The organism is Pseudoalteromonas sp. NZS11 (assembly GCF_015864765.1).
Lineage (GTDB): Bacteria > Pseudomonadota > Gammaproteobacteria > Enterobacterales > Alteromonadaceae > Pseudoalteromonas > Pseudoalteromonas arctica.
This window is the reverse complement of the sequence record NZ_JADYWP010000006.1, coordinates 96,741-110,172: the sequence shown is the minus strand read 5'-3', so window position 1 is coordinate 110,172 and position 13,432 is coordinate 96,741. Positions and strand designations below refer to the sequence as shown.

General features: G+C 39.2%; 12 protein-coding genes. 10 read left to right on the top strand and 2 right to left on the bottom strand.

From position 1 onward, the window contains the following. Window positions 1–72: 72 nt before the first annotated feature. From I6E82_RS13910 to hflX, 6 genes are all read left to right on the top strand, one after another. Window positions 73–1,290 carry a lipoprotein-releasing ABC transporter permease subunit gene (locus I6E82_RS13910; RefSeq protein WP_197118125.1) on the top strand — a complete coding sequence of 406 codons (1,218 nt, stop codon included), beginning with the start codon at window positions 73–75 and terminating at the stop codon, window positions 1,288–1,290. Beyond that, window positions 1,283–1,981 carry a lipoprotein-releasing ABC transporter ATP-binding protein LolD gene (lolD, locus tag I6E82_RS13905; protein ID WP_197118124.1) on the top strand — a complete coding sequence of 233 codons (699 nt, stop codon included), beginning with the start codon at window positions 1,283–1,285 and terminating at the stop codon, window positions 1,979–1,981. The genes I6E82_RS13910 and lolD overlap by 8 nt, the downstream gene beginning before the upstream one ends. Beyond that, window positions 1,971–3,215, top strand: coding sequence for a lipoprotein-releasing ABC transporter permease subunit (locus I6E82_RS13900; RefSeq protein WP_197118123.1), 1,245 nt, complete (start codon window positions 1,971–1,973; stop codon window positions 3,213–3,215). The genes lolD and I6E82_RS13900 overlap by 11 nt, the downstream gene beginning before the upstream one ends. Before the next feature lie 117 nt (window positions 3,216–3,332). Next, window positions 3,333–3,806 carry a DUF1456 family protein gene (locus tag I6E82_RS13895; RefSeq protein WP_197118122.1) on the top strand — a complete coding sequence of 158 codons (474 nt, stop codon included), beginning with the start codon at window positions 3,333–3,335 and terminating at the stop codon, window positions 3,804–3,806. Window positions 3,807–4,180: 374 nt separating this feature from the next. Further along, on the top strand, window positions 4,181–5,533 hold the full coding sequence (gdhA, locus tag I6E82_RS13890) for an NADP-specific glutamate dehydrogenase (RefSeq protein WP_197118121.1): 1,353 nt from the start codon (window positions 4,181–4,183) through the stop codon (window positions 5,531–5,533). A 198-nt stretch (window positions 5,534–5,731) separates the two neighbouring features. After that, window positions 5,732–7,081, top strand: coding sequence for a GTPase HflX (gene hflX / locus I6E82_RS13885; protein WP_024592374.1), 1,350 nt, complete (start codon window positions 5,732–5,734; stop codon window positions 7,079–7,081). Between the two features lie 100 nt (window positions 7,082–7,181). Here the strand turns inward: hflX and I6E82_RS13880 are convergent, their stop codons facing one another. Continuing rightward, window positions 7,182–8,915 carry an AMP-binding protein gene (locus tag I6E82_RS13880; RefSeq protein WP_197118120.1) on the bottom strand — a complete coding sequence of 578 codons (1,734 nt, stop codon included), beginning with the start codon at window positions 8,913–8,915 and terminating at the stop codon, window positions 7,182–7,184. Between the two features lie 184 nt (window positions 8,916–9,099). Next, window positions 9,100–9,546, bottom strand: a complete 447-nt coding sequence (locus I6E82_RS13875; protein WP_007582681.1) for a DUF3010 family protein — start codon at window positions 9,544–9,546, stop codon at window positions 9,100–9,102. A gap of 355 nt (window positions 9,547–9,901) precedes the next feature. Here I6E82_RS13875 and thrS point away from each other — a divergent pair, with 355 nt between their 5' ends. From thrS to rplT, 4 genes are all read left to right on the top strand, one after another. Next, a complete protein-coding gene (gene thrS / locus I6E82_RS13870) occupies window positions 9,902–11,812 on the top strand; it encodes a threonine--tRNA ligase (protein ID WP_007582683.1) in 1,911 nt (636 codons plus the stop codon). A gap of 59 nt (window positions 11,813–11,871) precedes the next feature. Next, a complete protein-coding gene (gene infC, locus I6E82_RS13865; RefSeq protein WP_002960714.1) occupies window positions 11,872–12,432 on the top strand; it encodes a translation initiation factor IF-3 in 561 nt (186 codons plus the stop codon). A gap of 212 nt (window positions 12,433–12,644) precedes the next feature. Then, window positions 12,645–12,845 (top strand): 50S ribosomal protein L35, encoded by a 201-nt coding sequence (gene rpmI / locus I6E82_RS13860; protein WP_002960713.1) that lies wholly within the window; start codon window positions 12,645–12,647, stop codon window positions 12,843–12,845. A 15-nt stretch (window positions 12,846–12,860) separates the two neighbouring features. After that, window positions 12,861–13,220, top strand: a complete 360-nt coding sequence (gene rplT, locus I6E82_RS13855; protein WP_002960711.1) for a 50S ribosomal protein L20 — start codon at window positions 12,861–12,863, stop codon at window positions 13,218–13,220. The last annotated feature ends 212 nt before the right edge of the window (window positions 13,221–13,432 follow it).

Genomic DNA, 13,432 nt, shown 5'->3' with positions numbered 1-13,432 from the left:
TACGCCATACCCAAAGGCACTTTTTTCGTGCTACTATTGCTCAATACTTTTATGATAAGTGTTAAAAATAATATGTTTCAACCGGTTAGCTTATTTATAGGGCTTAGATATAGTCGCTCATCTAAAGGAAATGCGTTTATATCGTTTATTTCGTTTTTTTCTATTGCCGGTATCGCTATTGGTTTAATGGCATTATTTACGGTAAGCAGTGTAATGAACGGGTTTGAAAATAGCCTGAAAACCAATATGCTTGGACTTATTCCGCATGTTGAAGTTAGCGCAGGTAAACACACTGCCACCCAAATGAACACCCTAAAAACCGACCTCGAACAATCTCCTTATGTTGATCATGTAAGCTTATATCGCCACGGCGAAGCTATTTTGCAAACAAATAAAGACTTGCACGGTGTTTTACTACAAGGCCTTTATAACGATAGTGGTTCTTTGTATAAAATTACCGATAAAATAGTGCAAGGCGATTGGAAAACTGTATTAAACAAAAATTACAACATTGCTATAAGCCGTTATTTGAGTCGTAAATTAGGCGTTAGCGTGGGTGATAAGCTTCGCGTTATTATGCCTAATGCTTCAACATATACACCTCTTGGGCGAGTACCCAGCCAGCGTTTATTTAAAGTTGCCGCAATATACGAAACCGGATCTGAGATAGATATGGCACTTGCGTTTACGAGTGGCGCTTCACTACAACGGGTATTAAAGCTGGATAAAAACACCGCCCCAAATTTAAGTGTTTCATTGCACGAACCTTTCGAACTAGATGAATTTATTGAAGCAAGCCAACGTATTTTACAAGATCATAATTATAGTGATTGGCGCAGCACCCAAGGTACTCTATTTGCAGCCGTTGCTATGGAAAAGCGCATTATGTCTATGTTGCTTGCCCTCATTGTATTGGTGGCTGTATTTAATATTGTATCGGCTTTAACCATGATGGTAAGCGAAAAACAAGGCGAGGTAGCCATACTACAAACGTTAGGTTTGACGCCTTCGCAAGTGCAAAAAGTGTTTATGGTGCAAGGCTTATATAATGGCGTAATTGGTACCGCAATAGGCGCATTTTTAGGTGTAATATTTAGTTTATATATAAATGAGCTACTTGCATTAATGGGCTTAAACTTATTGGCGGGTATAGAGCTTCCGGTAAAATTTGATATTTTGAGTTTAGTAATAATAGCGTTTGCCAGTATTGCTATGAGCTTTTTAGCTACCTTATATCCTGCGCGTAAAGCCGCAAAAGTAAAACCAGCAGAGGTATTACGTTATGAATGATTTAGTAATTAGTTGTGAAAATTTAAGTAAGGTTTATCAAGATGGCAGCAACCAAGTTGAAGTATTAAAAGGCGTTGATTTAGCGCTTCAGCAAGGTGAAATGCTCGCTATTGTGGGGAGTTCTGGCTCTGGTAAAAGTACGCTTTTGCACATACTTGGCACATTAGATACCGCAAGCTCAGGTAGCGCTAAAATTAAAAACCAAGAAGTTGCAAAACTTTCGCGAACAGAGCAAGCCGCATTTAGAAACAAAAATTTGGGCTTTATCTATCAATTTCATCACTTATTAATGGAGTTTAGCGCAGTTGAAAACGTGGCTATGCCATTATTAATTAAAGGCTTGAGTGCAAAAGAAGCCAAAGCTCAAGCGCTCAATATGCTCGAAAAAGTAGGCCTTGCACATCGCAGCTCGCATAAACCGTCTGCGCTTTCTGGTGGAGAGCGCCAACGCGTGGCTATTGCCCGCGCGCTGGTTACTAAACCTGCGCTTGTGCTTGCTGATGAACCAACCGGTAATTTAGATAAACAAAATGCAATTAAAATTTACGATTTAATAAATGAGCTTAACCAAAGCTTAAACACCAGTTTTGTGGTAGTTACACACGATTTAGAACTTGCCGATAAGCTGGGCAAAATAGCTTATTTAGACGATGGAAAACTAGCTATTAAAGAGTCGCAGCATGTTGCTTAGTGCATTTTTAAGTAAACGTTTTAGAGCCTATTCAGGCCACAAAGATGAAAAAAACGGCTTTGTTAGTTTTATCGCTAAAGCGTCGACTATTGGTATTTTATTAGGTGTCGCGGTTTTAATTGTGGCGCTGTCGGTAATTAATGGTTTTGAGCAACAACTAGTACATAGATTGCTAAGCGTTGTGCCGCAGGTGGAATATGTAGCACCAAGTAGACCCATCGCGAATTGGTCGCAAAAAGTTGAGGATTTACAAACACAACTGCATGTAACAGGGGCTGCGCCATTTATTGCAGTGAATGGGATGGCGCAATATAAAAGCCAGCTAAAAGCGATAGAAATTCGAGGTGTTGAGCCATCGCTAGAGAGTAATGTATCGGCGGTAAACCAGTTTACCAGTGGTAAATTGGTCAGCCAGTTAGGCCTTGACGATGTAATTTTAGGTAAGCAAATAGTAAAACAGTTAGATGCAAAAGTAGGCGACAACATTACGTTACTTATTCCGCAAATAGGCCAAAAAGGTCAGTCATTATTAGCGCCTAAACGCGTAACACTTAACCTTGCAGGTGTTATAGAAATGGGAGGCCCCATTGATAGTACAGCTGCATTTATACATCTTAATAAAGCGCAGCAAACATTGGGTTACGATGAAACTCAAGTAACAGGGCTGCGGTTAAGTGTTGATGATGTGTTTTCGGCGCACCAAATAGCGCTAAAAGTGGGCCAAACTATTGACGACTACGTGTATGTTTCCAGTTGGTTCAGAACCCAAGGCAGCCTTTATCAAGATATTCAAATGGTACGTACCATTGTTTATATTGTGGTGTTTTTAATTATAGCGGTAGCCAGTTTTAATATTGTGTCCTCCTTGGTAATGGAAGTACGCGAAAAACAAGGCAATATCGCAATTTTAAAAACCATGGGCGCGAAAGACAGTACTATTTTAGCCACCTTTGTAATGCAAGGCTTAATGCAAGCATTTGTAGGCGTGGCACTAGGAACACTAATTGGTGTGGTATTAGCGCTTAATATAAGTGAGCTTTTTACGTGGATAAGCCAATTATTTGGAGCCAATCCACTTGAGGGCGTTTATTTTATAGAGTTTTTACCAAGTAAATTAGTACTTGAAGACATTGGTATTACAGTGATTGTTACGTTTGTGCTTGCGATACTTGCCACTATTTATCCTGCATGGCAAGCAACGCGCGTAGATCCTGCCAAGGTGCTTGGTAACTAGGTATAAGAAGCTCAGATAAAAATTAATAGGGTGGTATTAGTAAACCTGTTAAACTAGGTGCTTATTTAAAATTAAGCAATAACTGCTTGGTTGCTATACCTCACTTTGGGATTTACTTTGACTAATAACGATATTTTACGCCGCATTCGCTACACTTTTAACTTAACTGATACTGCTATGGTCAATGTTTTTGCATCAGCAGAGCATACGGTCACCAAAGAGCAAGTAATTGCATGGTTAACTAAAGAAGGTGAAGAGGCTTTTACCCCAATAAGTGATACTGAGTTTGCTAGCTTTTTAAATGGGTTTATTAATACCCAACGTGGCAAACGCGAAGGTGAGCAACCAGAGCCAGAGAAAAAGCTAAACAACAATATTATCTTTATGAAGCTACGTATTGCTTTAAATATGAAAGCAGAAGATGTTATAGAAACACTTGCACTTGTTGATTTTGATTTAAGTAAACATGAGTTAAGCGCATTTTCTCGTAAAGTAGATAACAAACATTACCGTGTTTGTAACGATCAAATATTACGTTTGTTTTTAACCGGCGTACAAAAGCAGCACCGTCCAGAAGAGTCTGCTGAGTAACTGGTTTTAGCTAATTAGCTTTTAGTTAGTGGGTTTTTTGCGAGCGCAATGCAGTATAAAACCCATTAATTGTTATATTTTTAAACAAACCCATACCTAACCTAATACTTCTAAAATTCCCTTTTGAAAATATAAAAACTCGCTTGGCACTGTTCTAATTTTAAATCTGTGAATTTAAATTCATCTTTAATACATAAAAATCAAACTTCCAATCAAAAATAATTCACGCAGCACGCGTTAAATATCTCAATTTTTCATGCTAAGGTAATAGTTAATTATATTAAATTAAGACTTTAAAGCATGAATCATAAACTTGATCACGTTTACTTTAACATCTGATAAATACTTTTTATTATTAACACGGAAGAATAATTATGAATTATATCCATAGCACAATCGCACAATTAAAAAATAGTAGTCCTGCACAATGCGAGTTTTATCAAGCTGTTGAAGAAGTACTTGAATCACTCGAACCTATCTTAGAAAACTCAGAAAAATACAAAAAAAATGCCATTATACAACGCTTAGTTGAGCCCGAACGCCAAATTATGTTTAGAGTTCCCTGGGTTGATGACGAAGGCAATATTCAGGTAAATAAAGGCTACAGAATTGAGTTTAACTCTGCACTTGGCCCCTATAAAGGTGGCTTACGTTTTCATCCAAGTGTGAATGCCAGCATAATTAAATTTTTAGGGTTTGAGCAAATATTTAAAAATGCTTTAACAGGTTTACCGATCGGTGGTGGTAAAGGCGGGGCAAACTTTGATCCAAAAGGGCGCTCAGATGCTGAAATAATGCGTTTTTGCCAATCATTTATGAGCGAGCTCTATCGCCATATTGGCCCTACAACCGACGTACCCGCTGGAGACATTGGAGTAGGGGCGAGAGAAATAGGTTACTTGTTTGGTCAATATAAGCGTTTGACTGGGCGCTATGAAGGTGTTTTAACAGGTAAAAGCTTATTGTGGGGTGGATCGCTTGTACGAAAAGAAGCCACGGGATACGGCGCTGTTTATTTTGCTGACTACATGCTGCAAGCGCGCGGCGATAGCCTACAAGGTAAGCGCTGCTTGGTCTCGGGCGCAGGTAATGTTGCTATTTATGCTATGGAAAAGCTTTATCAAATGGGGGCAACACCAGTAAGTTGCAGCGACTCTCGTGGCACTGTGTATCATGAGTCGGGTATAGATTTAAATCTTATTAAATGTTTGAAAGAGCAATCGCGTGATTGCTTGAGCGTATATAAAAAAACTCACCCCGATGCTATTTATATTTCTGCAATTGACTACCCTAAAGATGGGCATGCTGTTTGGCGCTTTAATGCTGCCGCTGCTTTTCCGTGCGCCACACAAAATGAATTAACACAGGCAGACGCTAACGCATTATTATCCGGCGGTTGTTTATTAGTAAGTGAAGGCGCAAACATGCCTTCAACAAAAGAGGCTATTGATTGCTTTATTGCTGCAAAAATTGCGTATGGGCCAGGTAAGGCCGCCAATGCCGGCGGCGTTGCAACAAGCCAATTAGAAATGGCGCAAAATGCGAGTATGCAAAGTTGGACCTTTGAAGAAGTTGACGAAAAGCTAAAACAAATTATGAAAAATATATTTGTTACCGCCAACGACACTGCTACAGAATTTGGTGAGCCTGGAAACCTTTTATTAGGCGCTAACATTGCAGGCTTTAAGCGCGTCGCCGATGCAATGATTGAGCAGGGTGTCGTTTAATATTAAAGCTGAACAATAAGGCTTTAATATAATGTGATTTTAAAACTAGCCATAAAATTGAGTATATTATGGTTAGTTTTAAATATTAACGCCATTAGTGAACTATAACCCTATAAAGCTGGGCTATAACAGCGTAGGATCAAGTTACTTTCGAATGAAAATTAGGTTTGCACTTTAGGTGCATTAAGACAAAAAATTATGCAACTAACTGCAAAACCATCACTTCCTAATGCGTTACTTATTTCTATTAGTACACCACAATTTAAAGGTGACGAAGCAACAGAATCGCTTGCAGAGCTTGCTCGTTTGGTAACTACGTTAGGCTTTAAAGTAGTAGGTACACAATCGCAAAAGCAAAGTTCTACCCAAAAAGTTAATGTACTGGGCTCAGGAAAACTAGCTGAAATAGCACACCTTACCGGCAATAAAGGGATGGTTGAAAACGAGCAAGAAGATGATTTACTTGATGAAGACCCTTTAACAGAAATATCCTCAGAAATTCCATCAGACGAACTTGATTTTGCATGTGCCGATGTAGTGGTATTTGACTGTGATTTAACGCCTTCTCAACTACGTAATGTTGAGAACCAGCTTGGTGTAGAAGTATTTGATCGCACCGGTATTATCATTGAAATATTTAGCCGTCATGCGCGTACTAAAACTGCAAAATTACAAGTTGAAATTGCTCGCCTTAATTATGTAGCGCCACGGCTTCGTGAAACATCAACAGGTGATAAAGAACGCCAAATGGGTAAAGGTGCGGGTGAAACCACACTTGAGCTTAATCGCCGTAAGGTGCGCGATCAGTTAGCAGAATTAAAGCGCGAACTTGTTAGTGTTCAAGATGTAATGATGGACAGACGTACGCAGCGCTCTGAGCTATTCTCAGTGGCTTTAATTGGTTATACCAATGCGGGCAAGTCATCAATGATGCGCGCAATTACAGGTAGTGATGTAGAAGGTGAAAACAAACTTTTTGCAACGCTAGATACCACTGTTCGTGCGCTGTATCCGATTACGCAGCCTCGTATATTGGTTTCAGATACGGTTGGTTTTATTAAAAAATTACCTCATGATTTGGTTGCTTCATTTCATTCAACGCTCGCTGAGGCACATGATGCATCGTTATTGTTGTATGTTGTAGATGCTTCAGATCCTTCTTTTCGTTCACAACTTGAAGTAGTACATAAAGTACTGGCAGAAGTTGGGGTGGAAGGCAGCAAAAAATTATTAGTACTGAATAAGTCAGACCAATTAAGTACTGAGCAGCAGCAGTCGCTAATGGATGAGTTTCCTGATGCGATGATGACCTCTACGCGTAATCCAGATGATATTAGTAAATTGCACAAATATATTATTGGCATTGCTCAAGAGGACATGATTGAAGAAGAGATTGTTATACCGTACACAGCCAAAGGTATCGTGGGCGAAATCCGATCGAGTATGAGTGTTGTTAAAGAAGAATATGAATACAGCCATATTAAATTAACAGTGCGCTCGAGTGCGATTGATTTAGAACGTTTAAAAAAGAGAATGTTAGATTTATAATAAATTTAGTATACAAAAAGCACAGCCAATTGGCTGTGCTTTTTAATCGTTACTTGAGGTAGATTTATTATTCAGAGTTCAGATTTTTTGTAGAGAAAAATTAGGAGAAGGCTTTGTCGCTTAGCTCTTCTTGCATTTGCTCACGCATTTTAAATTTTTGCAGTTTACCTGTTACTGTCATTGGATAGTTTTCTACAAAACGGATATGTCGTGGCATTTTAAAATAGGCTAGTTTGTCTTTTAAAAACTCACGAATTGCTTGCTCATCAAGTACAGCGTCTTCTTTTGGTTGGATCCAAGCGCACACTTCCTCGCCATACCTTTCATCTGTTATACCAAATATGGCAGCATCTTGAATGCCCGGGTAGGTGTAAAGCACTTCTTCTATTTCGCGCGGGTAAATGTTTTCGCCGCCACGAATAATCATATCTTTAATACGGCCAACAATAGTGACAAACCCTTCTGTATCCATTACACCTAAATCGCCAGAGTGTAGCCAACCGTTGTCATCTATTGTGGCTTTTGTTTTAGCATCGTCATTCCAATAGCAGCGCATTATACCTGCACCTTTACTACACACTTCGCCAGGTTGACCAATTTGTTGAATGTTACCCAACTCGTCAATAATTTTAACCTCGGTATGGGCAAGTGCGCGGCCAACCGTCGTTACTTGCCGCTCTATTGAAGAGTCTGTTTCGGTAATGTTGTTTATGGGGCTGCACTCCGTTTGCCCGTAAGCAATCAGTACTTGATGCATGTTCATTTGTGTTTGTACTTTGCGCATTACTTGCTCTGGGCATGTAGAGCCTGCCATTACACCCGTGCGTAAAGTACTTAAGTCATAATCGTTAAAATTACTTAGCTCAAGCTCACTAATAAACATAGTAGGTACACCGTGCAGCGCTGTACATCCTTCTTGTTGAACTACATCTAGTGTGGTTTTTGCATCGAATGAATCGCCTGGGTAAATGGCTGCTGCACCTTTACTAACACACAATAAGCTACCCAATACCATTGCAAAGCAATGATATAACGGGATAGGGATACATAACTTGTCATCGCTCGTAAAGTGCATAGATTCGGCGACGAATAGCGCATTATTTAAAATATTTTTATGAGTGAGCGTTGCGCCTTTTGGGTTGCCTGTTGTGCCTGATGTAAATTGTATATTGATGTCTTGCTCAGCATTTAAGTTTGCACCTATTGCTTTTAATTCAAGCTCATGTGCCGGTGCTGGCAAGTTAATAACATCGTTAAAAGAGTACATACCAGGAGATGCTTCATCGCCGATGCGGATTATATTTTTAAGAGTGGGCAGTGCTTTTAAATTAAGTGTGTCTTTATCGCAAGTTGCAAGTTCTGGAACCAAACCATTGAGCATTTCTAAATAATCACTGCCTTTGAAGTTTGATGCTGTGATTAGAGTAGAGCATTCAACACTATTTAAGGCGTATTGTAATTCGTTAGGGCGATATGCAGGGTTGATGCAAACCATTATTGCGCCAATTTTTGCGGTTGCAAATTGGGTTAAGCACCACTCAATATTATTAGGAGACCAAATACCAACACGCTCGCCTGTTTTCACGCCAAGTGCCAGCAACCCCATAGCAAGTTGATTAACTTCTTTTTGAAATTCTTTATACGTTAAGCGAATACCCTGGTGATGAACTACAACAGCTAACGCCTCTGGATTTTTGTCGACAATAAAGTCAAAGTACTCGCCTATAGTTGAATTTGTTAAAGGTGTGCTTTGTATACCTTTAAAATAGCTTTGCGATAACGGTAAGTGATTTATTTGTTCTACTTCTTTTACCGCAATAGTGTGTGTGTGCATTGCTCTCTCCATGAAAATGTGTGTGAGTTATGTAAACTACAAAGTTAAAATAAACACATATTGTCGACAAAGAGAAGTGCAGTTAGACTAATGTATTATTAGATTAATAAAATCTAATCATGTTTTTAGATACAAAAAAACGCGTCTTACAATGTAAGTACGCGTTTTTAAACGAGTAATGAGTTTACATTTCGTCGCTGCGGTATGTTTTTTTCATTATGTAAACGTAAGCGTTTACAAATGCATTTTCTTGGTACTTTTTAAGACCTGTTTCTTCAAAATCAATAGGAATAGGATTACGCTTTACCTGTTCTTTAATTTCAGTTGTGGTAAATAAACGTACGTCTAAATTGTCGATTAATTGAATCGCAGTTTCCATTTTGAATCCCTTTGCGCTGCCAGCAAATTTACCTTTAGGCTGACGCTCACGGATTGCAACAGAATCAATTTGGTAATCTTGCATTAGTTTTGCAAAATCGAATTGAAATTTACGCATTACTTCAGTGTCGTTACCGTTACCTAAGGTAAAGCGTGTTTGGCGCACATCGCGAATATCAAATACGTCATTATCTTTACTTAAAATACAAAGTAGTACATCACTACCGGTAATTTCTACACCACATGTTCTCATGTCTATTCTCTAAAATAACTTAATTACGCAGTATTATACGCAACACACATTAAAATGCGAGTGTAGGTATAGTTGTAGGTGCGTAATTAGTGCGTTGATGCTTTTATATTTTAATGAAATGATTTTTTTTGCTCTAAAAGTTACATTTTGTGCTCAAAACGGGTGGATTTCACCCCTTAAAACTTGTAATTAAATGCGCAGCACGCGACAATATATCTTTGTAGTTGAATAGACTCTGCATCTACATTTATTAGTCAATGCTTATTCGTAAAAGCGTTGTCGAGTCATTCTCATTTAATTTATTAAAAATACACGTGATACATTGTAGGTGTCACCACTGTAGCAAGGATTTATAATGCCAGTTATTACTCTTCCAGACGGAAGTCAACGTAGTTTTGAAAACCCTGTAAGCACGCTTGATGTTGCAAACGATATTGGCCCTGGTTTAGCTAAAGCGACCATTGCGGGTCGTGTTAATGGCGACCGTGTTGATGCATGTGATTTAATTAGTGAAGACTCTCGTCTTGAGATCATTACCGCTAAAGACGATGACGGCCTTGAAATCATTCGTCACTCTTGTGCTCACTTAATTGGTCATGCAGTTAAGCAACTTTTCCCAGACGCAAAAATGGCAATTGGTCCTACCATTGATAACGGTTTTTACTACGATATCGATATGGAACATTCATTATCACAAGATGATCTTGAAGCAATTGAAAAGCGTATGTTGCAACTTGCAAAAACCAACTACGACGTAGTGAAAAAAACAGTAAGCTGGCAAGAAGCACGCGATACATTTGAAGCGCGTGGCGAAACATACAAAATAGAAATTCTGGACGAAAACATCGCTAAAGATGACCGCCCAGGGTTATATCATCACGAAGAATATGTAGACATGTGTCGTGGACCTCACGTTCCTAACATGAAATTTTGCCAAAACTTCAAAATAATGAAAGTTGCGGGTGCATATTGGCGTGGTGATTCAGAAAACAAAATGCTACAACGCATTTACGGCACAGCGTGGGGCGATAAAAAGCAACTTAAAGCGTATTTAAAACGCCTTGAAGAAGCTGAAAAGCGCGATCACCGCCGTATTGGTAAAGCGCTTGATTTATGGCATTGGCAAGAAGAAGCGCCAGGCATGGTATTTTGGCACAACGATGGTTGGAGCATTTACCGCGAGCTTGAAGAATTTGTACGTGAAAAGTTACGCGAATATGAGTACGAAGAAGTAAAAGGTCCAATGATGATGGACCGTTCACTTTGGGAAAAATCAGGTCACTGGGAAAAATATTCAGAAGCAATGTTTACCACTGAGTCTGAAAAGCGTGAATACGCGATTAAACCAATGAACTGCCCAGGACATGTGCAGATCTTTAACCAGGGTTTAAAATCGTACCGTGATTTACCACTTCGTATGGCTGAATTTGGTTGTTGTCATCGTAATGAACCATCAGGTGCACTACACGGTTTAATGCGTGTACGTGGCTTTACACAAGATGATGCTCACATTTTCTGTACCGAAGAGCAGATAATGGACGAAGTTTCAGCGTGTATTAAGATGGTTTATGATACATATGAAACATTCGGATTTGAGAAGATTGTAGTTAAGCTATCTACTCGCCCAGAACAACGCATTGGTGAAGACCATATGTGGGATAAAGCAGAGCTTGCTTTAGCCGAAGCACTTAAGCTAAACGATATTGAATTTGATTATCTTCCGGGTGAAGGCGCGTTTTATGGTCCGAAGATTGAATTTACTTTATACGATTGTTTAGACAGAGCGTGGCAGTGTGGTACAGTGCAATTAGACTTTGCATTACCGGGTCGTTTAGGCGCTACTTATGTAGCAGAAAATAACGAACGTCGTACACCTGTAATGATACATCGTGCTATTTTAGGCTCTATTGAACGCTTTATTGGCATTTTAACTGAAGAGTACGCTGGTTTATTCCCGACGTGGCTTGCGCCAAAGCAAGTGGTAATTATGAATATTACCGATAAACAGGCTCCTTATGTTAAAGAAGTAGTACAAAAATTAAATAAACTTGGAATTAGAGCCGCTGCTGACTTGAGAAATGAGAAGATTGGCTTTAAAATCCGTGAGCATACACTGAAGCGTATTCCATACTTGCTTGTTGTTGGCGATAAAGAAGTTGAACAACAAGAAGTAGCAGTGCGTACTCGCACAGGTGAAGACCTAGGCAAATTTAATGTCGATGATTTTGTAGCTAAAATTAGCGAAGAAATTAAAAATCGACAGTAAAAATCGAGCGTGTAAGGCATTAACAAACAGCCAATTACACGCTTATATTATTGATATTCTTGGAGGAACGTACTATTAGAGGCGGCAAGAAAGGGCAACAAACAGCTCAAAAAAATCGTATTAACGAAGAAATTACAGCGCAAGAAGTTCGTTTAATTGACATTGAAGGCGAACAAGCTGGAATTCAGTCATTACAAGACGCGCAAACTATGGCCGATGCAGCGGGTGTTGATCTTGTTGAGATCAGTCCAAACGCTGAGCCGCCTGTTTGTAGAATCATGGATTACGGTAAGTTCATCTTTGAAAAAAGCAAAGAACTAAAAGAGCAGAAGAAGAAGCAAAAGCAAATCCAGATAAAAGAAATCAAATTCCGTCCTGGTACGGATGAAGGTGATTATCAGGTTAAGCTTCGCAACTTACGTAAGTTCTTAGAAGCTGGCGATAAAGCTAAGATTACTATCCGCTTCCGTGGTCGTGAAATGGCTCACCAAGAAATTGGTATAGAATTATTAAACCGTATCAAAGCCGATTTAGAAGAACTTGCAGTAGTTGAGTCTTTCCCAAATCGTGTTGAAGGTCGCCAAATGGTTATGATGATGGCGCCTGTTGCTAAAAAATAATTTTTAAGCGATAATACGCACCGAAATTAGCTCAGGTCTGCAAGTAATATGCGAATATTCACCTGAGTTAACCGGTATTAAAGTAAGATTGCGGCATTTATGCTGGGTCTTCACCGGAACATGGCAGTAAGTTAGGCCTAAAAGTGGAGCTATAGAAATATATCTCACGCCTGCTTACTAATTTAAAAGCAATACAATTTGGAGTTATTGCAATGGCTTATAAGCTAAAAAGTCACAGTGGCGCTGCTAAGCGTTTCAAAAAGACTGCTTCTGGCGGTTTCAAGCGTAAACAAGCGCATCTTCGTCATATTCTGACTAAGAAAACTTCTAAGCGTAAGTTACACCTACGTCCTAAGATGATGGTTCATAAAAATGACCATGGTCTAGTTTCACGTATGTTACCGTTCGCTTAATAGGGGTTTTTAGAAATGGCAAGAGTTAAACGCGGCGTTGTCGCACGTGCACGTCACAAAAAAGTTTTAAAACAAGCAAAAGGTTACTACGGAGCACGTTCACGTGTTTACCGCGTAGCTTTCCAGGCTGTTACTAAAGCGGGTCAATACGCTTACCGTGACCGTCGTGCGAAGAAACGTACTTTCCGTCAATTATGGATTGCACGTATCAATGCTGCTTCACGTCAAAATGGTCTGTCTTACAGCCGTTTTATCAATGGTCTTAAAAAGACATCTGTAGAAATCGATCGTAAGATCCTTGCAGATATCGCTGTTTATGACCAAGTTGCATTCGCAGCGCTTGTAGAAAAAGCAAAAGAAGGCCTAGCCGCTTAAGCTTTTTCATATAAGTATTAAAAAGGAGCCTATGGCTCCTTTTTTTGTGCCTGTAATTTAATAACTTACACTTTTTTATAGCTGAGCTAAATCGGCTTTTTCAAATTAATACCCATCTGCTTATATTAGCTCTATTTATCGATAAAAAAATACGTTAGAGCAGGGCGAAATTCACTATTTAGTTGTTCTTGGCAATTGCTCCATCATTACTC